The 24996-nt window shown below is 70.3% G+C and carries 20 protein-coding genes; 10 read left to right on the plus strand and 10 right to left on the minus strand.

From position 1 onward, the window contains the following. Positions 1-474 precede the first annotated feature (474 nt). Entirely contained in the window at positions 475-2142 is a 1668-nt protein-coding gene (locus OU415_RS04685) for an MDR family MFS transporter (RefSeq protein ID WP_270947290.1), read from the plus strand. 52 nt (positions 2143-2194) lie between these two features. Here the strand turns inward: OU415_RS04685 and OU415_RS04690 are convergent, their stop codons facing one another. The 4 genes from OU415_RS04690 to OU415_RS04705 form a co-directional block, all read right to left on the minus strand. Beyond that, positions 2195-3109 carry a pyridoxamine 5'-phosphate oxidase family protein gene (locus tag OU415_RS04690; protein WP_270947291.1) on the minus strand — a complete coding sequence of 305 codons (915 nt, stop codon included), beginning with the start codon at positions 3107-3109 and terminating at the stop codon, positions 2195-2197. A 131-nt stretch (positions 3110-3240) separates the two neighbouring features. Beyond that, entirely contained in the window at positions 3241-4380 is a 1140-nt protein-coding gene (locus OU415_RS04695; protein WP_270947292.1) for a DegT/DnrJ/EryC1/StrS family aminotransferase, read from the minus strand. Beyond that, on the minus strand, positions 4377-4988 hold the full coding sequence (locus tag OU415_RS04700) for a dTDP-4-dehydrorhamnose 3,5-epimerase family protein (RefSeq protein WP_270947293.1): 612 nt from the start codon (positions 4986-4988) through the stop codon (positions 4377-4379). Before OU415_RS04700 ends, OU415_RS04695 begins: the two co-directional genes overlap by 4 nt. A 31-nt stretch (positions 4989-5019) precedes the next feature. After that, on the minus strand, positions 5020-5835 hold the full coding sequence (locus OU415_RS04705) for an SAM-dependent methyltransferase (RefSeq protein WP_270947294.1): 816 nt from the start codon (positions 5833-5835) through the stop codon (positions 5020-5022). A gap of 190 nt (positions 5836-6025) precedes the next feature. On the opposite strand from OU415_RS04705, the gene OU415_RS04710 reads away from it, so the two are divergent. The 4 genes from OU415_RS04710 to OU415_RS04725 all read left to right on the plus strand — a co-directional run bounded on the left by OU415_RS04710 (position 6026) and on the right by OU415_RS04725 (position 10479). Further along, entirely contained in the window at positions 6026-7267 is a 1242-nt protein-coding gene (locus OU415_RS04710; protein ID WP_270947295.1) for a DUF6365 family protein, read from the plus strand. 109 nt (positions 7268-7376) lie between these two features. Then, positions 7377-8366 carry a quinone oxidoreductase family protein gene (locus tag OU415_RS04715; RefSeq protein WP_270947296.1) on the plus strand — a complete coding sequence of 330 codons (990 nt, stop codon included), beginning with the start codon at positions 7377-7379 and terminating at the stop codon, positions 8364-8366. Next, positions 8363-9499, plus strand: coding sequence for an acyl-CoA dehydrogenase family protein (locus tag OU415_RS04720; RefSeq protein WP_270947297.1), 1137 nt, complete (start codon positions 8363-8365; stop codon positions 9497-9499). Before OU415_RS04715 ends, OU415_RS04720 begins: the two co-directional genes overlap by 4 nt. Positions 9500-9534: 35 nt before the next feature. Continuing rightward, complete coding sequence (locus tag OU415_RS04725; protein WP_270947298.1) at positions 9535-10479, plus strand: 3-hydroxyacyl-CoA dehydrogenase NAD-binding domain-containing protein; 945 nt, start codon at positions 9535-9537, stop codon at positions 10477-10479. 53 nt (positions 10480-10532) lie between these two features. Here the strand turns inward: OU415_RS04725 and OU415_RS04730 are convergent, their stop codons facing one another. After that, positions 10533-11162 carry a hypothetical protein gene (locus OU415_RS04730; RefSeq protein ID WP_270947299.1) on the minus strand — a complete coding sequence of 210 codons (630 nt, stop codon included), beginning with the start codon at positions 11160-11162 and terminating at the stop codon, positions 10533-10535. 111 nt (positions 11163-11273) lie between these two features. Then, positions 11274-11759, minus strand: a complete 486-nt coding sequence (soxR, locus tag OU415_RS04735; protein WP_270947300.1) for a redox-sensitive transcriptional activator SoxR — start codon at positions 11757-11759, stop codon at positions 11274-11276. Between the two features lie 152 nt (positions 11760-11911). On the opposite strand from soxR, the gene OU415_RS04740 reads away from it, so the two are divergent. Next, entirely contained in the window at positions 11912-12769 is an 858-nt protein-coding gene (locus OU415_RS04740) for an LLM class flavin-dependent oxidoreductase (RefSeq protein ID WP_270947301.1), read from the plus strand. Between the two features lie 118 nt (positions 12770-12887). Here the strand turns inward: OU415_RS04740 and OU415_RS04745 are convergent, their stop codons facing one another. Next, positions 12888-13313 carry a hypothetical protein gene (locus OU415_RS04745; protein WP_270947302.1) on the minus strand — a complete coding sequence of 142 codons (426 nt, stop codon included), beginning with the start codon at positions 13311-13313 and terminating at the stop codon, positions 12888-12890. A 351-nt stretch (positions 13314-13664) separates the two neighbouring features. Here OU415_RS04745 and OU415_RS04750 point away from each other — a divergent pair, with 351 nt between their 5' ends. After that, the gene (locus tag OU415_RS04750; protein WP_270947303.1) at positions 13665-14408 is read left to right on the plus strand and encodes a class I SAM-dependent methyltransferase; all 744 of its coding nucleotides are present in this window, start codon (positions 13665-13667) and stop codon (positions 14406-14408) included. A gap of 71 nt (positions 14409-14479) precedes the next feature. Here OU415_RS04750 and OU415_RS04755 read toward each other — a convergent pair whose 3' ends face one another. Then, complete coding sequence (locus OU415_RS04755; protein ID WP_270947304.1) at positions 14480-15616, minus strand: glycosyltransferase; 1137 nt, start codon at positions 15614-15616, stop codon at positions 14480-14482. 139 nt (positions 15617-15755) lie between these two features. On the opposite strand from OU415_RS04755, the gene OU415_RS04760 reads away from it, so the two are divergent. Continuing rightward, positions 15756-16667: an NADP-dependent oxidoreductase gene (locus OU415_RS04760; RefSeq protein ID WP_270947305.1), complete on the plus strand. Its 912-nt coding sequence runs from the start codon at positions 15756-15758 to the stop codon at positions 16665-16667. A gap of 78 nt (positions 16668-16745) precedes the next feature. After that, positions 16746-17375, plus strand: a complete 630-nt coding sequence (locus OU415_RS04765; protein WP_270947306.1) for a DsbA family oxidoreductase — start codon at positions 16746-16748, stop codon at positions 17373-17375. A gap of 53 nt (positions 17376-17428) precedes the next feature. Here OU415_RS04765 and OU415_RS04770 read toward each other — a convergent pair whose 3' ends face one another. Continuing rightward, a complete protein-coding gene (locus OU415_RS04770; RefSeq protein ID WP_270947307.1) occupies positions 17429-19018 on the minus strand; it encodes a phospholipase C in 1590 nt (529 codons plus the stop codon). Between the two features lie 411 nt (positions 19019-19429). On the opposite strand from OU415_RS04770, the gene OU415_RS04775 reads away from it, so the two are divergent. Next, a complete protein-coding gene (locus tag OU415_RS04775) occupies positions 19430-23269 on the plus strand; it encodes an amino acid adenylation domain-containing protein (RefSeq protein WP_270947308.1) in 3840 nt (1279 codons plus the stop codon). A 183-nt stretch (positions 23270-23452) separates the two neighbouring features. Here the strand turns inward: OU415_RS04775 and OU415_RS04780 are convergent, their stop codons facing one another. Further along, a complete protein-coding gene (locus tag OU415_RS04780; RefSeq protein ID WP_270947309.1) occupies positions 23453-24985 on the minus strand; it encodes an ABC transporter substrate-binding protein in 1533 nt (510 codons plus the stop codon). Positions 24986-24996 lie beyond the last annotated feature (11 nt).

Genomic DNA, 24996 nt, shown 5'->3' on the forward strand with positions numbered 1-24996 from the left:
CGCTGGAACTCTCGGTGGAGCTGGATCTGCAAGCGGGGGTCGGGTCCGGCGGCACGAGGCCGATTCGGCGGCGCTAGCCGCCTCCCTAATCGCACTTTCACCCTTTTACCACTTTCGTTCCGACAACTGGGTGGTTCTTCCATGAACGAGTTCGAGAACGAAGACAGCATTCAGCGGATATCGTTTTCGTCTCGATGTTTTCGAGTCTATCCACGCGCGACTTCGCGCTGCCTGGCCTGAACGGCGGAATCGCGTTGGTCGGGATGGGCGGCATTCCGACGTCCTGGCGCGGGTGGCGCGGGCCGGATATTTGTTGAGGAAATCAATTTGTTCGCCCTTTTCTGGTCCAGACCATCCAGCCGCGCTCGAGAACGCCTCGACGATCGGCTCGCGCGCTTGACCTCAAGAGCACTTGAGGTTGCAGGCTGACGGCCGGGCGCGCTGCTGCGCGCGATGGGTTTCTTCTTCCAGAGGGTGGTTGCGGATGATGTCGACCGGGTGCTGCGGCGCGGTGGGGGACCGGTGATGGCCAGCGTTGCGGAGTCCACGACAGCGGAGGATTCCCGGCTTCCGACCCGCGGTGCGCTGATCGCGATCCTGGCCGGGCTCGGACTGGGCATGTTCCTGGGTGCGCTGGACACGATGATCATGGCGTCGGCGCTGCGCACCGTCGCCGACCAGCTCCACGGGCTGACCCTGCAGGCGTGGGTGACCACCGCCTACTTGGTGACCATGACCGCTTCCGCGCCGCTGTACGGCAAGCTCTCCGACATCTACGGGCGCAGACCGCTGTACCTGGCGGCGATCCTGCTGTTCATCGCCGGATCGCTGCTCTGCGGGCTCGCCCAGTCGATGTACCAGCTCGCCGCCGCCCGGGCGGTGCAGGGGCTCGGCGCGGGCGGTCTCACCTCGCTCGCGCTCGCGGTGATCGCCGACATCTCGCCGCCGGACAAGCGGTCGAAGTACCAGGCCAACCTCGGCGCGGTGTTCGCCGTGGCCAGCGTGGCGGGACCGGTGCTGGGCGGTTTCTTCGCCGGGAGCGGCGAGATCCTGGGCGTGGCCGGCTGGCGCTGGATCTTCCTGATCAACCTGCCGATCGGCCTGGCGGCCTGCTTGCTGGTGGCGCTGCTGCTGAAGGTCCCGGCCAAGCGCGTCCAGCACCGCGTCGACTTCGGCGGCGCGATCACCTTGGTGCTGTTCGTCTTCCCGCTGCTGGTCGTCGCCGAGAACGGCCGGGAGTGGGGCTGGGCGTCGCCGCTGTCGATCGGCCTGTTCGCCCTCGGCGGGATCGGCCTGGTGCTGTTCCTGCTCGTGGAGCGGCGGGTCGGTGACAGCGCGCTGCTGCCCGGCAGGTTGTTCCGCAACCTGCCGTTCGCGATGGTCAACATGGTGAACTTCCTCGGCGGCATCGGCGTTTTCGCGGGCCTGGCGCTGCTGCCGCTGTACCTGCAGATCGTCAAGGGCATGTCGCCCACCGCGGCCGGGCTGCTCCTGCTGCCGCAGTCGCTGGCCACCACCTTCGGCGCGCGCCTGTCCAGCCCGCTGATGAAGCGCTTCGGCTACCAGCCGGTGCTGGCCGGCGGCATGGTGGTGATGACGGCGGTCTTCGCGGTGCTGGGGCAGGTCGGCCTCGACACTCCGCTGTGGACGATGGTGCTGCTGGTCATCGCGCTCGGCCTGGGCCTGGGCGTGTTCTTCCAGGTCATCCTCATCGCCATCCAGGACAGCGTGCCGGAGACCGACATCGGGCTGGCCAGCGGTCTCTACAACTTCTCCCGGCAGATCGGTGGCGTGGCCGGGACCGCGGTGTTCGTCTCGCTGCTGTTCGGCATCGCGGGCGATCGGGTCGGCGAGCAGTTCGAGGCCGCGGGCCCGCAGGTGCAGGCGGCTCTGTCCGACCCGGCGGTGATGTCCGATCCGGCCAACGCCGCGCTGGCTGGGCAGCTGCACGCGCAGGGGACCGTGGACCTCAACGACACGTCGTTCCTCGCCCAGGTCGACGAGCGGCTCGCCCAGCCCGTGCTGGTCGCGCTGTCGTCCTCGCTGAACACCGTTTTCCTGATCGTCGGCGGGTTCCTGGCGCTGTCGGTGGTGATCGCGCTGCTGCTGCGAGGCCGGGGGAGAACCGCGGAATCGGCGTGATCGCGCGGCGGCGGGAGGGGATCGCCTCCCGCCGCCTGCTGCGGACCTGCGGTCACCGCGGGACGAGCGCCTCCAGCTCGGACCAATCGACCTGCGGCGGCACGATCCCGCGGCGCTTGAGGTAGCGCTCGCTGCGCGCCCGTCCGTCGGCGATCCACTGGTCCACGCCGTCGGCCGCGGACACACCGGGAATGCGCTCCGGGCGGAAGGTCCAGTCCGCGCCCGCCCCGATGGCGGTGCCGGTGACCTGCAGCGCGCACCGGTTCCCGAACTCCCCGTTGTGCCGGTGCCACAGCAGGCTCGCCGGTCCGATCCGGCCCTCGAACTGCTCCGCGGTGCGCAGCCGCAGCTCCCCGTTGGAGCCGGCCCCGGTGACCTCGGCCCGAGCGGCGTAGGGGTGCCCGGTGCTGTCCCGGGCGGTGAACACGGCCGTCGGGTAGCGCTCGAGCGCGTCGGCGATCTGCACGCCCATCGGGAAGTCCCAGGGCGGGAGGGGTTCGAAGGAACCGCCGGCCTCGAGCGGTTCGAGCACCCGGACGCGTTCGGGCGTGACGAAGACCGGCAACCGGAGGTAGTACCAGTCCATCGTCGCCCTGGCTTCGGCGGAGGCGAAGTCCTCGACCAGCGAAGGGGTCTTGCGGAACAGCTCGCGCCAGTACTCCTTGATGTCCTGCGGCCGGGCCACCACGTCCGGCGCGGACGCGGTGCCCTGGACCAGGACCGCGGGTCCGCCGGTGAGCCGGCTCCCGGTGAAGTCCGAGTACAGCACCGAAACCCGGCCGTCGCGCCGGATGCTGAACGTCTTCTGCGGGTGGGCCAGCGTGGTGGTGAGCATGATGTGCCGGGCATCCGCGATCCAGGTCGCGGCCATCGGCCGGACGTTGGGGCAGCCATCGCGCGCGATCGTGCCCAGCTCCAGGACCCTCGCCTCGGACAGGACCTCGAGCACCTCCGAGTCGATTCGCATTCCCAGTCCTCTCGACGGAAAACCGCTGCGGGGAAGGGAGATCTGCCGCAGCTCTCGAGTCGGACGGTACAAGCTGAACCGAACTTGAGGTCAATCGCGCGAGTCGGCGAACTCGCCGTGAACGGACAGGCTCAGGACCGGGATTCGACGGCCTTGCGGACCTGGGTGACCACCTCGCGCACCTCGGAGTCGTCCAAGCCCTGGTGCAGCGGAAGGCACAACGTGGTGTCCGAGGCGTGGTCCACGCCGGGCAGCTCCAGCTCGGCAGGCGCGCCGTAGGCCGGAACCCGGTGCAGCGGCGGGTACCGGAAGGTGGTGTAAACACCCGCCTCGTAGAGATCGGCGGCCACCTGGTCGCGGATCGACGCGGCCATCTGCACCCAGTAGAAGTAGTACGACGACTCGTGCCCGGCGGGCAGCGGCGGCGGCAGCACGAGGCCGTCCACGTCGGCCAGCTCGGCGTCGTAGCAGTCGACGATCTCCTTGCGCCGCTGGACGAACTCGGGCATCCGGCGCAGCTGGACCTGGCCGATGGCGGCGGTCAGGTCGTTGCCGATCACCCGGCGGGCGAAGTCGCGGACGTCGAGCTCCCACCACCGGTGCGACACCCGGGCCTTGGCGAACCCGCTGGACTGCTCCAGGCCGTGGTAGGCCAGCCGCCGCGCGCGCCGGGCGAGTTCCGGATCGCGGACGTGGAGCATGCCGCCGTCGCCGGTGCTGAGGATCTTCATCGCGTCGAAGCTCCACATCGCCATGTCGCCGAAGGAACCGGCCACCCGGCCGTCGACCGACGACGCGACCGCGCACGCGGAGTCCTCGATCAGCGGGATGCCGCGCTCCCGGCACATCTCGGCGATCTCGGTGATCTCGCCGGGATACCCGCCGTAGTGCAGCAGCAGCACCGCCTTGGTCCGATCGGTGATCGCGCTCTCGACGTCGGACCGGCGGGGGTTGAGCGTGCGCGGGTCGACGTCGCAGAACACCGGGCGCGCCCCGGTGGCCGCCACGGCGTTCGCCGCGGCCACGAAGCTGACGGAGGGCAGCACCACCTCGTCGTCCTCGCCGAGGTCGAGCAGTTCGGTGGAGATGAACAGCCCCGCGGTGCAGGAGTTGAGGAAGATGACGCCCTCCGGCTGGACGCCGAGGTGCTCGGCGAAGGCGGCCTCGAACGCCTTCGTCCGCGGGCCGTGGCCGAGCCATCCGCTCTCGAACACCTCGGAGACCGCGGCGAGCTCCTCGGTGCCGAGGGACGGCTGGAAAACGTTGATCATGTCTGGCTCTCCTCTGGCTGGGACTGGTCGCGGGGCGCGAGATCCGCCCAGTTCGGCAGCAGGCCGGAGTCCAGCGCCTGGCGCAGCGTCGGCGCGCCGGCGTCCTTGTCCGACAGCAGCGGTCGCTCGGTGAACCCCCACGGCAGCGCGAGTTCCGGGTCGAGCGGATCGATCTCGAACTGGGTGCCGGGCACGTAGGTCGAGGACAGGACGTAGCAGATGCAGCTGTCGTCGGAGAGGGCGAGGAAGCCGTGGCCCAGCCCTTCGGGCACGTGGACCGCGGTGCCGGTCCCGGCTTCGAGCAGCGTCTGAACGTGCTGCCCGAAGGTCGGCGACCCCACCCGCAGGTCCACGACGACGTCCAGCAGGGCGCCGCGCACGCAGGTGACGTACTTGGCCTGCCCCGGTGGGATCAGCACCCCGTGGATGCCGCGCAGCGTGTTGCGCTTCGACACGGAGTAGTTGATCTGCGCCACCGGGAAGTGGTGGCCGGTGGCATCGCGCAGCGCGTCCACGCGGAAGCCCTCGTAGAAGCACCCCCGCGCGTCGGTCAACTGGTCCGGCACCACCTGGAACACCCCCGGGATGGCCAGTTCGCTGATCTTCACCCGTTCCTCCGCCGTCTACAAAGGATGGTGATCAGGGCTTGCGGGCCAGGGCGATGGTGTAGCCGAGGTGGTCGCGCTCGAGGGTCGACACGCCGCTGATCATGGTGCGGAACTCCTCGGCGAACTCGGCCCCGCCCTTCTCCACCACCAGGTGGTACTTCTCGGCGACGATGTCCTCGATGCGCGCGGCCGACCGCTGGAGGTGCGGCGTGGCATCGGTGAGCTCGGCGAGTTCGAAGCCGGTGTCGGCCAGGAATCCGCGGTAGTCCTCGGCGGTCGGCAGGGAGCTGACGGTGAAGCCCTCGACCAGCACCTCGCGCATCCGCTCGTCCAGCGGCTCCCGCTCGACGTAGTCGGAGATCAGCAGGTGCCCGCCCGGGCGCAGGACCTCGAAGAGGGACTGCAGCGCGGCCCGGCGGTCGGGCAGGTACATCAGGGTCTCGACCGCCCACACCGCGTCGAAGGAGCCCGGTGGGAACGACATGTCCATCACGTCGACGCAGGCGAACTCCACCTGCGCGGACAGGCCTTCCGCCGCGGCCGCTTCGGTGCCCGCCGCCACCTGCTCCTCGCTGACGGTGATGCCGGTGACCGCGGCACCGGTGGCGGCGGCCAGGCGCAGCGCCGGGCGGCCCTTGCCGCAGCCGACGTCCAGGACGCGGTCGCCGCGGCGGACCGGGGTCTTGCCGATCAGCACGTCGGTCATCCGGTCCTTCGGGTCGACGTCGGGATCGGCGTCGTCCCACCAACCGATGTGCAGGTTCTGGCCCATGAAGATCTCGTAGAGCCAGCCGCGGTCGTCGTAGAACTCACCGACTTCCTCCGCGGTCATCGACCGGTCCGTCATCGCGTGCTCCTCCCTGGCGGCTGCCGACCCCGCCGACTCTCGACCACCGGGCTCGAAAGCAGCTCGACGCCGGGCCGTGCCGCCGGCGTCGAGCGAGGTTCGAAGAGTCGTCTATGCGACCGGGGGACGGTGAGCGCGTGACGATGGACTTCACGCCGTTCGCGGACGGTGCTGCGCTGGAGGTGCGGCCATGACCGGGGAACCCGTGCGGTTGCTGGTGATCGCCCCGGTGGAGCGCGAGCACCACGAGACCGCCATCGGCGTCGCGCTGGCCGTGCAGTTGCGCGCGGCCGGCATCGAATCGCACTTCGTCGTGGACCGGTTCAACGAGTCCCAGGTGCGCGCGGCGGGGCTGCCGCACACGCTGATCGACTCCTCGCTCGGGCAGGCGGTGCAGGACCGGATCGCGGAGGTCGCGCGGCACGTGCGGCCCACCGCCGTCGTGCTCAGCGACTACTTCGCGCACTGGCTGACCTTCCGCTACGGGTACGGGATCGATCCGTGGTTCGTGGCGGACCTGGGCGTGCCGGTCATCCCCATCGACCTGTACGAACTGGACGAGGAGTCCCGGTTCGAAGCGGAGATCATGGGCCGGGTGGTGCGCATCGACGACCACCTGCTGCGGATGCCCGCGCACCTGAGGCCGGTCCCGACCGCGCACACCAGCACGGCCGAGCACGTCTTCACCTACCGCGCGACGCCCACCACGAGCCCGCTGTCCCCGCAGGAGCGGGCGCGGGTGCGCGCGCGGTACGGCATCGGCGCGGAAGACCCGGTGCTCGTGGTGCCGACGCTCGAACCGCAGCGCACCATGGCGGACCGGGCGAAGGGCATCGTGGGGGAGCTGGCCAACCGCGTCCCGGAACTCGTCGCGCGCTACCTGCGGGCGCTGCCCGCGAGCACGCACCTGCTGATAGCGGGCCCCCGGTTCGACGCCTTCGACGCGCTGCCCGCCGACCGGACGCACGTGGTGACCGACGGTCCGCCGGACCTGCTCGTCGCGGCGTCCGACGCGGTCTGGTCGTTCTACTTCCCCGCCGCCGGGCTGGAGCACGCGCTGTTCACCGGGGTGCCGGGCCTGCTGTCGGTCAACGGACTCCAGCCCGGCGCCCACCCCGGCCTCAAGCCCGCCGTGCGGGACTGGCTCGCGGGATTCACCGCGCCCGTCCCGCGGTTCACGCTGTGGCCCTGGGGATGGGTCCGGCTGCTCGAGCCCGCGCTGCGGGACAACCCGTTCACCAGTGCGTTCACCACCGCCGAGCTGTTCGACGAGGACGCGGTCGTCGGCGGGCTGACCGCGCTGCTCTACGACAGCGAAGCCAGGGACGCCGCGGCGAAAGCACGGGCGGCCTACCTGGCCGAGGTGGACCGGTTGCCCGACACCGCGGACGTGGTCCGAGCGGCGCTGCTTCGGGCAGGCGCTTCGCTCTAGCGGAGACCGTCCACAGAGGACCACATGGCTGCGGCGATCCGGTCGGCGGCTGTCACCACCACCCGCGCGGCGGAACGGGGTTTCGCCGCTCGTCTCGCAGGAGGAACGGATGCGGACCGTGCGGTTCCACGAGTTCGGCCCACCCGAAGTGCTCACCGTCGAGGAGACCCCCGTGCCCCGGCCCGGCCCGGGGCAGGTGCTGATCGAAGCGGAGGCGGTCAGCGTCGGCTTCGCGCAGACCCAGATGCGGCGGGACATCTTCCCCGCCCCCATGTGGAACCGCGAACTGCCGTCGGTGCTCGGGGGCGACGTGATCGGCCGGATCGAAGCCGTCGGCCCAGACGTGCGCGGGATGCGACCCGGCGACCGCGTGGGCGCCTTCACCCTCTACGGCGCCTACGCCGATTACGTCGTCGTCGACGCCGACACCGTGCTGCCGGTGCCGGAAGGGCTCGATGCCGCGGCCGCCACGGCGTTGCCGTCGTCCGGCCCGATCGCGGCGGGCACCCTCGACGTCGGCATGGTGAAGCGCGGCGAGGTGGTCCTGGTGCACGCCGCCTCCGGCGGCATCGGGCACATCTCGGTGCAGATGGCCAAAGCCGCGGGTGCGGTCGTCGTCGGCACCGCCGGATCTCCGGGCAAGTGCGAGTTCGTCCGGTCGCTCGGTACCGACCACGTCGTGGACTACAGCTCCGACGACTGGCCCGACCAGGTGCGCGCGGCAGTCGGCGGGGTCGACCTCGTGCTGGACAGCGTCGGCGGTTCGGTGCTGCGCGCCGGCCTCGAGCTGCTCGCCCCGATGGGACGGCTGGTCTTCTACGGCTCGGCGGGCGGTGGCCGGGAGGTCCCGTCGGTCAGCGTCATGGACCTGATCCGGCTCAAGTACGTCACGGCGTTCGCGCTGTCGACCTGGCGCACAGCACGGCGCGAGCAGTACGAGTCCGCGCTCGCCGATCTGTCGGACGGCCTGCAGAGCGGTCGTTTCCGGCACGCGGTCTACCAGACACTGGACCTGGCGGAGGCGGCCAAGGCGCACGCGCTCATCGAGGCCCGGGCGCACACCGGCCGCATCGTCCTGATCCCAGGAGCAGGCCGGTGAGCCCGGGAGCCGGCCGCACGGCGCTGGTGACGGCTTCGTCGGTCGTGTCGAAGGTCGCGGCGGCGCACGCGGCCGAAGCCGATGCGGCGCGCGGACCGGTCACCACCGTGGTCGACGCGGTCGTGGAGGCGGGATTCGCCCGGCACATGGTTCCCGCTGCCCACGGGGGAGCTGCGGGCGGTTTCGGCGAGCTGGTGCGTGCCGTGGCCGAGGTCGGTCGCGGGTGCGCGTCCGCGGCGTGGTTCGCCTCGCTGTGCGCCGCAGTCGGCCGGATGGCCGCCTACCTGCCCGCCGAGGGACGCGCGGAGGTGTGGGCGGACGGACCGGACGCGGTGCTCGTCGGCGGACTGCTCCCCGCCGGGACCGCGGAACCCGTCGCAGGCGGGTGGCGGTTATCGGGCCGCTGGCCCTACGTCAGCGGAGTCGCCGTCGCCGATTGGGCGCTGCTGTGCGGGAAAACGGCTGAGGAGACGCCGAGCGCGAAGTTCTTCGCCGTTCCGAAGGGCACGTTCGAGATCATCGACACCTGGCACACCGTGGGCATGCGAGGCACCGGGAGCCACTCGCTCGCGCTGGAAGACGTCTTCGTACCGGCCCACCGCGCCCTGGACACCGCGGACCTGATGGCAGGCACCGCGCCGGACGCCGCTGCGGCCTGCCACTCGGTGCCGCTCAAGGCGGCCAACGGGATTACGCTGGCCGCGCCCGCGCTGGGCGCCGGATCGGCGGTGCTGACCCGGTGGTCGGACCTGCTGTCGGCCAAGCTCGCCAAGCAGGGCCAGACCGTCATCTCCGGGCCGGTCGACCGCACCGGCATCGACCTCACCTTCGCCCGCTCCGCCGGGGAGATCGACCTCGCCGAACTGCTGCTCACCCGCGTCGCCGAGGTAGCGGACTCGGGTGCGGTGCCGCCGGAGCTGGTGGCGCGCAACCAGCGCGACTGCGCGCTGGCCGTCGAGCTGCTGTCCGGCGCGGTGGACCGGTTGTTCCGCTCCGCGGGCAGCACCGCGCAGGACGAAGGCGACGTGCTCGCCCGGGGCTGGCGCGACGTCGCCGGGATCGCCGGCCACAGCGGGTTGCAGTTCACGGCGGGCGCGACGGCGTACGCGCGGCTGGTGCTGTCCGGCGGATGAGCGCAGGAACACGCGGATCGGAGGGACGAGAGGACATGGACGAGACGTCGGAAACCCGCACGGTCACCGTCATCGGAGCGGGCACCATCGGGCTGGGCTGGGTGGCGCTGTTCCTCGGCGCCGGCCTGCGCGTGCGGGTGGTCAGCAGGCGCGGTGATGTCGGGGACCAGGTGGCGGAGGCGCTGGCGATGTTCGCGCCGCACCTCCCCGGCGGTGCGCAGGACCCGGCTGAACTCGCGACCCGGCTGGAGATCGAGCCGGACCTGGCGGCCGCGGTGCGGGGAGCGCACGTGGTCCAGGAGAACACCGAGGAGGACCTGGAAGCCAAGCGCGAGCTGTTCGTGAAGCTGGAAACGGTCGCCGAACCCGATGCGCTGCTGCTGTCGTCCACCTCGACCCTCCCGCCGGACGAGCTGGGCGCGTCGATGCGCGAACCCGGCCGGGTCGTGGTCGGCCACCCGTTCAACCCGCCGCACGTCGTCCCGCTGGTCGAGGTCGTCGCAGGCACCCGCACGCCGGCCGAGACCGTCGACGCGGTGGTCGCGTTCTACCGGTCGGTGGGAAAGGCCCCGGTGGTGCTGCGCAAACCGATCGCCCGGTTCGTGGCCAACCGGCTCCAGTCCGCGCTGCTGCAGGAGAGCATCCACCTGGTGCGCGAAGGCGTGGTCACGGTCGCCGAGCTCGACGAGGTCGTCACCCGGTCGATCGGGCTGCGCTGGGCCACCGTCGGCCCGTTCCTGGCCTTCCACCTCGGAGGCGGCCAGGGCGGGCTCCGGCACTGGCTGACCAACCTGGGCCGGGGGCTGGAGGCGAGCTGGCGGGACCTCGGCACGCCGGAGCTGGACGCCGAGACGGTGGAACTCGTCCTCTCCCAGGCCGAAACCGCGGTGGCCGGCCGGACTTACGCGGAGCTGGTCGCCGAACGCGACGCCAAGCAGACCGCGATCCTGGCCGTCCTGGAGGACTCGAAGGCGCAGTGACGAAGAAACCCCCGCGAGGCGACCGGCCTCGTGGGGGTTTTGTCGTCGTGTCGTCAGGAGACCGCGGTCGAGGACAGGACCACCGGCTTGGCCTGGTCCGGGAAGCACAGGAACGGATCCCACTCACCGGTCTCCGGGTGCAGCCGCTCCCAGGTGAAGCCGAGGTCGTCGTAGCTGCTGCCACCGGGCTTGACCTCGACCGAGCCCGACCTCGGAGCGGTGAAGGAAAGCGTCAGCGTGGGCGGGTCGAACTCCGCACCCCCGGGCAACGGCCCGCTGATCTTCACGGTGAGCTTGGAACCCTCCACCGACGTGGTCACCTTCGAATCGCCGAGCCCGGAACCACCGGACAGCTTGTGGTCGTCCAGACCGGCGTTGGTCGGCAGCGCGTAGGACCACTCGACCCCGCGCAGCTCCTTGTTGAACGCCGGCACCGGGTAGATCGGCTGCGGGTCGATGACGACGTCGAACGACTCACCCGGGGCGGCGGTGGCAGGGGCGGTGACGTCGACGCCGCGGGCGTAGTCGGTCACGTCGATCCACTCGCCGGAGAGACGGGTCTTGCAGGTGAACGGGATGGACTGCGCCGCAGCAGCGGACGCGGTGCCCGGTAACGCGGCCACCGCCAGCGCGGCGACCGCCGTCGCCGCCAGTCGCTTCCCCCAGGTCAGGCTTGCCGACATCGGTTCCCTCCGAATTGCGCGTGTTCCCCCGAACGGGAGACCTGTGGGCCCACCCTGGCGTCCCCACCTCGAACCGCGCTTGAAGCCCGGTCGGCGCGCAGAACCCGTCGGTCAGGCCTGCTTCGGGGGATCCGCGGGCGCCTTCGGTGAGAGCAGCCGGCGGGGTCCGGGGCCTTCCGCACCGAGCTCGTCGTAGGGGTTGGCCAGCACGCACTTGCTCATCGACAGGCAACCGCAGCCGATGCAGTCGGCCAGGTCGTCGCGCAGCCGCTCCAACGCATCGATCCGTTTCTGCAGCTCGCCGTGCCAGCTCTCCGACAACCGCGCCCAGTCCTCGCTGGTCGGCGTGCGGTGCTCGGGCAGCGTCGCGAGAGCGGCCTTGATCGCGTCGAGCGGCACCCCGACGCGCTGCGCGACGCGGATGAACGACACCCGCCGCACCACCTCGCGCAGGTACCGCCGCTGGTTGCCCGCGGTGCGCCTGCTCCGGATCAGCCCCTTGCCCTCGTAGAAGTGCAGAGTCGACACGGCGACCCCGGTGCGGGAGGCCACCTGGCCGATCGTCAGTTCCTTCGTGTTCCAGGCTGGTTGATCCACAACTCCAGTCTATGGGTTCAGGTGAACGGAAGGTGTCCGATCGACCTGCGCTCGAACGGCTTTCGAACGGGGTGCCGGAGCGTCGGCATTGACCTCAAGTCGGGTTGAGGTTCCAGCATGGTGGGGAAGGCCTCGTACGAGATCGGAGCATCGTGGAAATCGGAATCGGCTTGCCCGGGCACGTCCCCGGGGTGGACGGACGGACCCTGGTCGAATGGGCGCGCCGCGCTGAGGCGCGCGGTTTCAGCACGCTCAGCGTCAGCGACCGCCTGGTGTGGTCGACGCCGGAGCCGCTGACCGCGCTGGCGGCAGCGGCGGGCGCGACCGAGCGGATCAAGCTGCTCACGACGGTGCTGATCGCGCCGCTGCACAACAACCACGCGCTGTTCGCCAAGCAGACCGCCTCGATCGACCAGCTCGCCGGTGCGGGCCGGCTGCACCTGGGCCTGGCTCCCGGGCTGCGCGACGACGACTTCACCGAGAGCGGCGTCGACTTCAGCACCCGGGGAAAGCAGTTCGACGCGCTGCTCGACCGCGCTGCCGAGGTGTGGGGCGGGCAGACCGGCATCGGACCGGCCCCGGCCACGGATGGCGGCCCGAAGGTGCTGTTCGGCGGCATGTCCCCGGCCGCGATCCGGCGCGTGGTCACCAAGGGCACCGGCTGGATCGCCGGGGATGCCACGGTCGCCGACGTCGAGGGCTTCGCCCCGGGCCTCCGCGAGGCGTGGACGACGGCAGGTCGCGAAGGTGAACCGACCATCGTCGCGTCGGTGATGTACGCGCTGGGCCCGGACGCGCGCCAGTCGGTGGAGAAGGCGATCAGCGCCTACTACGCCTTCGGCGGAAGCGAATACGTCGACTACGGCATCGACATCGCCCACACGACTCCGGAGAGCATCACCGCGGCGGTCGCGGACTTCGAGAAGGCCGGTGTCCACGAACTCCTCTTCATGGGCAACGACGCCAACCCCGACCAGGTCGACCTCCTCGCCGACGCGCTCGGCCTCTGAAAACCCGTCCGGCGCAGCCACAACGCGCTGGTCCAGGGGCCGATTCCCCTGGGCGGCTGGGAAGACCGCAGGATCACTCAGGTGACCTGCGGTTCTTCTTCTCCCCGCGTCGTGGGGTTCAACGGCCGGACGGCAGCCTTCGCCGCAGCATCACGATCGCCAGCACGAACAGGCCGGCTTCGACGACCAGGGACAGCACGCCCAACGGCTCCGCCCAGTTGCCCATGTCGTCGCTGTAGTCCGGCAGTCCCGTGCTTCGGGAGAGCACGTAACCCGCGAACGGTCCGGCTGCGACACCCAGCGCCAGGATCCAGCCGACCCGCTCCCAACCGGCGATCAACAGCAGCGCCGCCAGCACTCCTGCGGCCTCCAAGATGTAATACAGGATGCCCACGTACGCGGGCTCCTTCGAGCCCGGGAAACCGCCCTGGTCAAGCAGGTGGATGACAGCCACCGCGATGCAGAGCACCGCCCCGGCGGCTCGGGCCGCGACACCACTCGCCAGTGCTGGACGCGTTGTACTGCTCGCATCGTCCCCAGCCATCAACCCGCCTCCAGGCTCGATGCGATCAGCTTCGCCAAACGACCGGCGGTTCGCCAGGGAACAAAGTCACCGCGGTGCACAGCGCATCGAGTGCCCGGGGCGGACGATCGCCCGCCTGCGCGCCGTGAGCTTCGCGGTCAAGCTGTCGAAAAGCTCTCGCGTTTTGAGCATCACGACACCCCCCCGAGCGCGACGTTCCTGAGACCTCCCATCCGCAAGTCGAACCCATGGGCGGTGCCAGGGATCGCGCGCCGACTTGGCACGAGCCCACGGGGCACCGTTGTTAGGCTCCGTGAAAAGAAAAGGTGCGCTCGCGACGGGTGCGTCGTCGGGTTCGGATGGGGTGGATGCGTGCTCGATTACGACCGCGAGGCTCGGAATTACGACGCAACCCGAGGCGGCGAACCCAGAGCGCAGGCCGCGGCGGACGCGCTGGAACGGCTTCTGCCGCAGGGATCTTGCACGATTCTGGACGTCGCTTGCGGCACGGGCATCATCACCAGGAAGTTGCTGCGGCCGGAGCGGACCGTGCTGGGGGTCGACCGTTCGTCCGGGATGCTGGGCTTGGCGATGACGCGGATTCCGCGCGGCGTTGTGCGCGCCGATGCCGCGCGGTTGCCGTTCGCGTCGAACAGCGTGGACGCGGTGGTGATCGTCTGGCTGCTGCACCTGCTCCGCGACCCCGCGCCGGTGCTGGTCGAGGCATCCAGGGTGCTGCGACCCGGCGGGGTTCTGATCACCACCGTCGACAAGAACGACGCGTACTTCGTCGAAGAGAGCGATGTCGCCCGGGTCACCGCGGAACTGAGAAGCCAGTACGCGCCCCGAGTGCGCGACCACCGTGCGCGAGTGCTCGACTGGGCGGCGAAGCGCGGTTTGGGGCTCGCAGGTGAAACGGTGTTCCCCGGAGTCGGCCAAGGCCGCAGCCCGCGCGAGTGGCAGCAGGCGATCGAGACCGGCGAGATCCCGTGGTGCAAGCGCGCTGCCCCGGACCAAGTAGTGGACGTGCGTCGACGTCTCTCCGCGCTGCCGCACCAGGACGCAGCACGCCCGGATCCGCTCTACCGCCTGCTGGCGCTGGAGAAGGCCGTCTAGATCGCGTGCCGCGGCAACGGCTCCGCCGTGGTTGGCAACGATAGCGACCGCGGCGGAGCCGTTCGGCGGGACTACCTTTCGGCGACCAGCTTTTCGAGGCGTTCGGCCACTGCGAAGGGGGTGGGGAGGCCTCGCATCTCCGCGGCGACCGAGGCGGCTCGGGTGCGGTAGGTGGGATCGGCGAGGAGCTCCTCGCAGGCCCTGGCGAGGTTCTCCGGGGTGTCGTCGCCCGGCGTGATCATCGTGGCCGCGCCGTAGTCGGTCAGGCGGGTCGCGTAGTCGACCACGTAGGGCAGGTACGGGATGAGGACCTGCGGGACTCCGTTGGCCATCCCGGTGAGCATCGTGTTCCCACCGGTGTGGTGCACCAGCAGCGAGCACGTCCGCGCCACCACGTCCAGCGGCAGCCAGCCCATCCGCACGTTGTCCGGCAACGTCCCCAGCTCCTCCGCCGCGCTCGGCGGAACCGCGATCAGCAGTTCGACGTCCAGCCCGCCGACCTTGTCCACCAGGCCGCGGAGGATGTCGATGTCGAACTCCTTGGTGACCCGGCTGCCCGCGGTCACCAGCACCCGGGGCCGCTCGCCCGCGGTGTGCATCCACGGCTCCACCGGGGTCTGCGTGTTCGCCGGGATGTAGCGCATGAGCTGCGCGGGCGGGGCGTCGGCGCGGCGGAGGCTCGGCGGGCAGATGTCGACGAACAGGTCCGGCTCGGGCATCGACCGCAGGCCGAGGCTCTCCAGCTCGGGCGCCAGCTCGGCGGTCGCCGCGAGGTCGATCTGCCGCGGCTCGCCCATGTCGATGGCGTGGTTGACGAACGGCACGCCCAGGTGCGCGGCGATCAGCGGCGCGGCGAACGACAGCGCGCCGCCCACCACCAGGTCGGGCTTCCAGTGCTCGGTGAACGGTTTGAGCCCGGCGAAGCTCGCCGCGGCGAAGCGCCCCATGCCGCGGCCGTTGAAGATCGTGCGGTCGTGCACGTCGGTCGGGCGCTGCACCGCAACGCCGTTGCGGTCGGAGAACATGAAGTCGAGCATCGTCTTGTCGGTGACCGGAACCGGCGCGATGCCGCCACCGGCCACGGTGGACATGACGTTCGACGGCGCCGCCATGAAAACTTCGTGACCCAGGTTGCGGAGGGTCTGCGCCAGGGGAGTGATCGCGAAGATCACGCCGCCGCTGCCGCCCGCGACGAATAGCACCTTCATGGACTGCAGCGTCGGCCGCACCGGTCGAACCCGGCTCGAGGTGTTCTCGACCACCTGGATCCGCCCGGCGAGGTTGACCTCAACTTCGCTTGAGGTTGCACGATGGGCGCATGCTGATCGATTTCGCAGGGGGACGGGTATGAAGGCGATCGTGTTCGACGCACCGGGCGGTCCGGAGGCGCTGCGGTTGGCCGAACTGCCCGACCCCCGGCCCGCCGACGGCCAGGTCCGGGTGCGGGTGAAGGCCGCCGGTGTTCAGCCCTACGACTACGCGGTCCGGCAGGGCTGGGTGCCGCGCGGGGTGGAGGTGAGCTCGCCGTCCTTGCTGGGCAACGAGTTCTCCGGTGTGGTCGACGAGGTGGGGCCCGGCGCCACCGGGTTCCCCGTCGGCACCGAGGTCGTGGGCTTCGCGGTCCTGGCCTGCTACGCCGAGTACGTCGTGGTGCCGACCGACCAGATCGTGCGGAAGCCCGAGACGATGAGCTTCCTGGAGGGCGGCGGGCTGTCCGGGTGCGGCCAGGCCGCGCACACCGCGCTGGAGGTGCTCGGCGTCCAGAAGGGCGAGACGGTGCTCGTCCACGCGGCGGCCGGCGGGGTCGGCACGATCGCGGTGCAGCTCGCCGTGGACCTGGGGGCCACGGTGATCGGCACGGCCAGCGAGGCCAACCACGACTACCTGCGCTCCCTGGGAGCCGTCCCGGTGACCTACGGCGACGGTCTGGTCGAGCGGGTCCGCGAGGTCGCCCCGCAGGGCGTGGACGCGGCCATCGACGGGGCGGGGGAGCAGGCGCTGCGCCAGTCGCTCGAGCTGGTCGACAACCGTTCCCGGATCGGGACGCTGGTCGAATTCGGCCTGGTCGAGGAGCTGGGCGTGCGACCGCTGGTCAGCCAGCGCTCGGCCGCGCGCCTGGCCGCGCTGACGGAGCTGAACGCCCGCGGCGGCTTGGCCCTGCACGTCCGCAGCACCTATCCGCTGGCCGAGGCGGCGAAGGCGCACGTCGAGGTCGAGTCCGGCCACGGGCGGGGCAAGGTCGTGCTCTCGATCGACTAGGCGATCGGCCCGGCCGGTGGGAACCGCTGTTCCGGCCGGGTTCTCCGCACCGACACGACTACGGGGAAAGAGACGAGGATGAAGATCGAGATCTGGTGGGACCCGGTGTGCCCCTGGTGCTACCTGGGCAAGAAGAACTTCGAGGCGGCCTACGACCGCTTCGAGCACCCCGACCGGATCAGCGTCACCTGGCGGGCCTTCCAGCTCGAACCGGACGCGAGCACCGAACCCGGTCCGACCACAGTGGACGTGATGGCCCCGTACAGCTCGCGCGAGTCGGTGCTGGCGCGGTTCGCGCAGATCGCCGCGCTCGGCGAGGAGCACGGCCTGGCCATGAACATCACCACGGCGAGGCCGGTGAACGCCTTCGACGCGCACCGCGTTGCCCTCCTCGCGCAGGACGAGGGGCTGTTCCGGGAGTTCTCCGGCGCGGTGCTGCACGCCTACCACACCGAGAACCGCAACATCGCGGATCACGCGGTGCTCCGGGAGCTCGCCGAGTCCGCCGGGCTGGACGGGGCGAAGACCGCTGCTGTCCTGGACGGCTCGGACTACGCCGACCAGGTCGAGTCCGATCGGCTCCGCGCGCGCAGGCTCGGGGTCGGAGGCGTCCCGTCGTTCGTGATCGATGGACAGGTCCTGCCCAGCGGGCCGCAGTCGGTCGACCGGCTGCTGGCAGTGCTGGAGAGCGCTCCCGCAGCCAGCTGATCGGCGTGCTGGCCGGGTTGGGCGAGGCCGCCCAACCCGGCCAGCACCGGTCGTCAGGGCTGTCCCGGTTGCCCAGTAGCCGGGTCGAGGAACAGCCGTCGATCCGACGGGTGCTGGAAGTCCAGCATCCCGTTGAGCGTGCCGGCGCGTTCGTCGAAGGAGGCGTCGCCGAGGCGGCCGAGACCCCAGTTGTCCTCGATGAACCGGATCGTCGAGGCCTGGTCCGTGACGCCGTGATCGACGTAGTTCTGCTTGGCGTACGGCGAGATGACCAGCAGCGGCAGCCGCGGGCCGTAACCACAACGGCCTTGGTAGCCGCCCATCACCTGCTTCGGGTCGTTGCCGCAGTGGCCCGGGGCGGTGAGGGCGTCCTGGGCGGTGTGGGACTGGTTGACCAGCGGTCCGGGCTGGTGGTCGTACCAACCGTCGGAGTCGTCGTAGGCGACCACGACGGCGGTGTCCTTCCACTCGGGCGTCTTCTGCAGCCGGTTGATCGTGTCGACGACGAAGCGCTGCTCGTCGATCGGGCTCGAGTAGGCGGCGTGCCCGTCCTGGTAACCGGGGGCCTTGAGGAAGCTCACCGCGGGCAGGTGACCGGCACCCACCGCGTCCCAGAAGTCGGACATGTCGTACTGGTGGTTGGCCTGGTCGGTCTGGCCGATCATCGCCGTGGACGACGGCGGCAGGTGGTGCGGGTTGGCCGTTTGCGGGTAGTACTGGAACGGTTCGTGGTGCGGGATGTAGTCGCCCTTCCAGCCCTTCTCGCCGGTGTGACCGAGCGCGGCACCAACGGGATGTCCGCCCAGCAACGAGCCATCGGGCTGCTTGACCGTGCACTTCGCCGTGCCGTCGGCCCCGCGCTGCACCGGTTTGAAACCGCCCTGGAACCAGCCCCAGGTCAGGCCTTTCTCGTTGAGCGAATCCCCGATGTTGCGGCCGGAGAGCTGGACCTGCTCGCGGTCGCTGCAGTCGTCGCCGTAGGGCTGCGGGTCTCCGATGACGGTGCCGCCCGCGGTTTCGTCGCTCGGGAACGGCTTGCCGGGGGCCGGAACCTCCTTGGTGACACCGTGCGTCTGACCCGACACGAGGTTGAGCGCGCCTGGCGTGGAAGGGCCGAACGTCGAGCCGTAGGAGTTGTCGCTCATGGCGAAGTTCTGGGCGTAGTTCCACATCCCGGTGACGGTGTTGCCGTCGTAGTAGTCCATCACCTGGCGCGGATCACAACCGGGATCGTGGGCGCCGACGGTTTCGACGAACTTGTCCATCTTGTACCCGTCGAACGCGGCTTGCTCAGCGCCGTACTCGTGGTCCTGGTCGCAGGTGAGCGCCTGCGCCGGCCCGAGCCGTTGCGGGTTCGCTTCGTTCGGGTTGTGGTTGAGCAACTCCGGGGTCAGCCCGTTCACCTGCGGGGTGTTGGGCTTGGCGTGGAAGCGCTGACCGTCGGTGTTCGCCGCGTTCGGATAGGTGCCGAAGTAGTGGTCGAAGGAGACGTTCTCCTGGTAGATCACCACGACGTGCTTGATCGGCGTCGCCGTAGCGGCGGTCGGCATCGCTGCGGATGCCGAAGCGCAGCCGGCGACGGCCACCAGGCTCGTTGCCGCCGCGCAACCCACTGCCACGCGCACGGCCTTGTTTCGTCGCAACTGTCGCTTTCCCTTCTCGAGAGTTTCCGCCACGGGCGGACCGGTGCGTGCGGCCGATAGGCAGCAGGCCCGGGCGATGCGTGAGCTGTACCTGCTGATGCGAGCACGTCGAGAGAAGGGGAAGCTGAACTTGGTGGGCCGAACGGGTGAACAAGGTCGGTCCCAGCTTTGCGGGATCTTCCCACCGCGGCCGAAAGAGGCTGGTATCAGGCAAAAGGCCGCGCCCCGTCGGGCGCTCCTCCGCGGGTGGCTGCTCGGCGCGTCATGCCCGCTGCTCGCCGAATTGTTCCGGCAGAATGGGAAGTTTGTGCGGCGATGACCGGAGGTCGCAGGGGTGTGACGCAGTCGTCACTCGTACGTGCCGGGTTCGACTCAGTTGGATCTTGTTGTTCGCGTGGTACCCAGCGTGCCATGTCCAAGGAGACCGACCGCGGAACGCTTGCGCTGACAGCTGCCCAGACGGCTGTGTGGCTAGCCCAGGAACTCGATCCGACCAACCCCCTGTACCGCGCCGCGGAAGCGGTGGAGATCGACGGTCCGCTGGACGTCGAGCTGCTCGAAGTCGCGTTGCGGCAGGCGGTGGCGGAGACCGATGCGGTGCGCGCCCGGTTCGACGGTGACGGGCGCGGCCGGATGTGGCAGACGATCGAACCGGTGCTGGACTGGTCGCTGCCGCAGGTGGATCTGCGCGGCGCCGCCGATCCGGAGGCGGCCGCCGAGGAGTGGATGTGGGCCGAGCTCGGCTCACCGGTGGACCTGCGGAGATCACCGCTGTTCTCGTTCGCCGTGCTGCGGACCGGGCAGGAGCGGTTCACCGTCTACGTCGCGATGCACCACATCCTCATGGACGGGTTCGGCTTCGCGCTGTTCATCCAGCGCGTCGCCGAGCTCTACCGGGCGGCCGAGGAGGGGCAGCCGTTCCCGCCGTGCCAGTTCGGTTCGCTGGCGCAGCTCATCTCCGACGAGGCGGAGTACGACGAATCGGAGCGGTACGTCCGCGATCGGCAGTACTGGGCGGAACACCTGGTGGACTGGCCCAAGGCGGACCGCTCCAGCTCTCCGGCGTCCGTCGTGCCGCACACCTTCCTGCGCGAGACCGGTCACGTCACCCCGGAGGACACCGCGGGGCTGCGGGCGCTGGCCCGGAAGGCGCGCACCAGCCTGCCGTCGGTCGCGATGTCCGCGCTGGCGCTGTACGTGCACCGGCTGGCCGGAACCGACGAGGTCGTGCTGGACCTGACGGTGAACGGCCGGTCGGGCAGCTTCGCCCGCAGCGTGCCGTCGATGGTGACCAACGTGCTGCCGCTGCGCACCTTGATGACGCCGTCGACGACGGTGGCCGAACTGATCCGCACCACCTCGAACAGCGCGAAGGGCCTGCTGCGCCACCAGCGCTACTCCTCGGCGCACCTCGTGCGCGATCTGGGGATCGCCCACCACCGCGGCGGCTACCTCGGCGACTGGGGCATGAACATCATGACCCACGACGCGCAGCTCCAGTTCGGGCGTCATCCGGCCGTGCTGCGCAACCTCTCGAACGGTCCGGTCACCGGTCTCGGCGTCAACGTCTACGACCGGCCCGCCGACGGATCGCTGCGGATCGACTTCAACTCGGACCCGGACAAGTACGACGGCCCGACCACGGCGGCGCACCTGCGCCGCTTCCTCCAGCTGCTGCACGTGCTGGCGAACGCCGATCCGGAGCAGCAGGTGGGGGCGATCGACCTGCTCTCCGAGGACGAGCGGGAACTGGTCCTCGACAGGTGGAACGACACCGAGCACGACACTCCGGAAGCGACGGTGCCGGAGCTGTTCGAAGCCCAGGTACGGGCGGAACCCGATGCCACTGCGCTGGTCTGCGGCGAGACGAGGCTGTCCGCCGCCGAGCTCAACACCCGCGCGAACCGATTGGCGCACTTGCTGATCGAACGCGGCGCCGGTCCGGAAACGCGCATCGCGCTGGCCCTTCCGCGCACCGCTGACTACCTGATCGCGGTGATGGCGGTGCTCAAGGCAGGTGCGACCTGCGTACCGCTCGACCCCGGCCACCCGCCGGCCCGGATCCAGGCGCTGCTCGCGGAAACCCGGCCGAGCCACGTGCTCACCACCTCGGCGATCGGCGCGACGCTGCCGTCCGAGCACCCGTTCCTGGTGCTCGACGAGGTCGGTGCTGAGCAGCCCGGCACCGATCCGGTCGGCACCCACCGGCCGGAGCACGCGGCCTACATCAGCTTCACCTCGGGTTCGACCGGCGGGCCGAAGGGCGTGGTCGTCGAGCACCGCCAGCTCGCCAACCTCTTCCACGACCACCGGCGCGAGCTGATCGAACCTGCCGGACGGCGGCTGCGAGCCGCGGTCACCGCGTCGTTCTCCTTCGACACCGCTTGGGAGAGCGTGCTTTTCCTCGCCGCCGGCCAGGAGGTCCACTTCATCGACGACCAGGTGCGGCTCGACCCAGCCGCGCTCGTGCGGTACTTCGCCCGGCACCGCATCGACTTCGTCGACCTGACCCCGTCCTTCCTGCGCCGCCTGCTGCCCGAGGGATTGCTGTCGGGGCCGGAGAAGTTCCCGTGGCTGCTCATGGTCGGCGGCGAACCGATCGACCCGGCGCTGTGGTCGACGCTGCGCGACTGCCCGGGGATCGAGGCCTGGAACTACTACGGCCCAACGGAATCCACAGTGGACTCGGTGTACTGCCGCGTCGAGGGCGACCGGCCGCTCATCGGCCGTCCGGGCCACAACGTCCGCGCCTACGTGCTCGACGCCGCGATGCAGCCCCAGCCGCCGGGCGTGCCCGGCGAGCTGTACCTGGGCGGTGCTCAGGTCGCCCGCGAGTACCTGAACCGGGAAGAGCTGACCGCGCAGCACTTCCTGCCCGATCCGTTCGGGCGGCCGGGCGCGCGCATGTACCGCACCGGCGACCTGGCCCGGTGGACCGAGGACGGCATGCTCGAGTACCTCGGTCGCACCGACGACCAGCTCAAGATCCGCGGCGTCCGCATCGAGCCCGGCGAGATCGAGGCGGCGCTCACCGCGCATCCCCGGGTGGCCGAGGCAGTGGTGGCGGCGACGACTTCCGCGGAGCCCGAGCTGGTCGCTTACGTGGTGCCGCGGGCAGAACCGGTCGATGCGGTGGAACTCCGCTCCTGGACGGCGAAACGCCTGCCCACCTCGATGGTTCCGTCGTCGTTCGTCCTGCTCCCCGAGCTCCCGCTGACGGTGCACGGCAAGCTCGACCACTCCGCCCTCCCCGCACCCGAAGCCCGCGCCGGTCGCGCTCCTCGCACTCAGCGCGAGGAGCAGCTGTGCGCGCTGTTCGCCGAGGTGCTCGGCGTCGAGGAAGTCACCATCGACGACGACTTCTTCGAGCTGGGCGGCCAATCGCTGCGAGCCGCCGAATTGGTCACGAGGCTCCGCACCGACCTGAACACCGAGGTTCTCCTCGGCGCGGTGTACGAGGCTCCGACGGTGGCCGAACTGGTCGAGCTGCTGGACCGGGAGACGTCGTCGAACGCCTTCGAGCCGGTCCTCCCGCTGCGCACCAGCGGCACTCGACCACCGCTGTTCTGCGTGCACCCGATGGGCGGTCTGAGCTGGTGCTACGCCGGGCTGCCGCGCCACCTGCCGGAGGACGTGCCGGTCTACGGGCTGCAGTCGATCGGGTTGACCCGGGCCGAGGAGCTGCCGTCGACGTTCCGCGAGATGGTCGACGGCTACGTGCGCCAGATCCGCTCGGTGCAGCCGACCGGGCCGTACCACCTGCTGGGCTGGTCGCTCGGCGGCGCGTTGGCGCACGCCATCGCCGCCCGCTTGCAGGCCGACGGCGAGCGGGTCGCCCTGCTGGCCCTGCTCGATTCGCGGCCGGTCGACCCGCAGGTGCACCGAGTCGAGTTCGGGCGGGAGGACGTCCGGTCGCTGCTGCTCGAGGCGGCGGGACTGCCGTCAGGCGCCCAGGACCACCCGGCGCTGGGGGAGGAGCAGATCACGGCGCTGACCACCGTCCTGCTCAACTCCGCCGCGCTGCTGCCGACCTACGCCGAGTCCCTCTTCCACGGGGACCTGCTGTACTTCCGCGCTGCGGCGGCCGACGAGCTGGCCCACGGCGAGGCGTGGAACTCGCGGATCACGGGTGCGGTGATCTCCCACGACGTCGAGTGCACCCACGACGCGATCACGCAGGCCGAACCCATGGCGGTCATCGGTGGGCTGATCGCTGAGCACCTGCAGCGGGAACCCGCGGTCGTGCCGTAACGCCCGTTTCGCACAGCTGCGGCGCTCGGCCGACGGGAACACCGGTCGAGCGCCGCAGCCCGGTCGCGAACGTCACTCGCGCGCCTTCACGGTAAGCGAGTTGATGGCATATACCAAACAACTACCGGACAGTCCACCCCTTCGAGTTAGCCGAGTACCTACGATCGAATGGACCTGGACGTGTCAGCGGCAGAACTCGTCGAACGGCCGGCCGTTGGTCCACGTCAGGCCCTTCTGCTCGATGCTGCCGTCGGGCTTCAGCTGCATGATCGGCAGCGCCTTGTCGATCGGGTCGCCGTGGCTGTCCGGGCTGAACGCGATCTTGCCGGTGGCGCCGGGCAGCGGGTGGCCGCAGGCGTAGGTGTTGTTGATCAGCTCGGCCACCACCTTGTTGTTCTTCTGCACGTTCGAGACCAGCCGCGCAGCGCCCACCGCGAGCAGCAGCGCGTCGTGGTGCGCCATCGCGTAACCGTCCCGCAGGTCGTCGTCGAGGTCCTGGGACGCGAAGGCGTTCGCGAAGGCCTGGTAGTTCGCCCGGTTGTCGGTCTGGTCGGTGTTCTTCCACATGTCGGCGGTCGCCACGCTCGTGTAGAAGACGTTGACCTTGGTGGCCGGCATGTCCGGCAACTGCCCGCCCAGCAGGCTGGACGCGTCGTCGCTGGTCAGCAGGTCGACCTCGGGCAGGCTGCAGGCCCCGCCCTCGCCCACGGCGCGGAGGAAGGCCTTGAGGTCGGAGCCGCGGCCGGCGAAGTAGATCAGATCCGGCTTCTCCAGGCACATCCGCCCGTAGACGTTGGCGAACTGCGGCTGCAGGAAGGTGTCGCGGGTGACGCCCTCCAGCGGTTCGGACGGCGAGGTGAAGATCTGCTCGCTGGGCACGTCGTGCCCGTAGCCCGCGCGGTAGGCCTGCTCGAACGAATCGCCGAGGGTGCGCGAGTAGATGTCGCTGCTGCTGTTGTCGCGGACCAGCATCACCTTCTGGGCGTTGACCTCGCGCAGGTGCGACACGGCCGCGTTCGCGGCGTCGACGTTGGTCGGCGCGATCCGGTAGAAGCGCTCGATGAAGTCGTTGCTGACCGGGTCCCGGTTCATGTTGTCCGCGCTGGCGAGCGCGCTGATCACGGCGACCTTGTTCGCCGACAGCGTGCTGGCGGCCGTGCGCGTGCCGTCCAGGCTCTGCCCGAGACCGACCACCGCCACGATGTGCTGCTCGTCGCGGTGGTCGAGGATCGCCTGCACCGCTTCGGACTGCCAGCGCGCGTTCGCCCCGTAGTTGGCCAGCAGCAGCTTCACCGGAGGCCGCTGCGAACCCACGACCGACGTGGTGTTCACCCGGGCCTGCGCGGCGATCGCGCCCATGACGCCGTGCTGCACGTTCAGCAGCGCCGCGCTGTCCGAGCCCGGGTCGGGCGTCATGTTGTTGAGCACCACGACGGTGATGAAGTCCTCGCCGGTGATCTCGGAGTTGTGCTGGGCGATCCGCTGCTGCAGGGCGTTCATCGTCGGATCGGAGCTGAACGGGGTCATGTCCAGGTTCAGCCCGACGCACTGGTCCTCGGCGCTCGACATGCCCGCACCGCAGCGCTCCCACGGACGCCACCACGCCAGACCGCCGGCCACCACCACGACCACCAGCAGCGCCGAGATGATCTTGTGGCGGCGCCACCACGGCCAGGGGCGCACCGGAGCGGGTGTCGACTGGGGTGATGAGGGCATCGCCAGGTCCA

The sequence above is a fragment of the Saccharopolyspora oryzae genome (assembly GCF_027853915.1).
Lineage (GTDB): Bacteria > Actinomycetota > Actinomycetes > Mycobacteriales > Pseudonocardiaceae > Saccharopolyspora > Saccharopolyspora oryzae.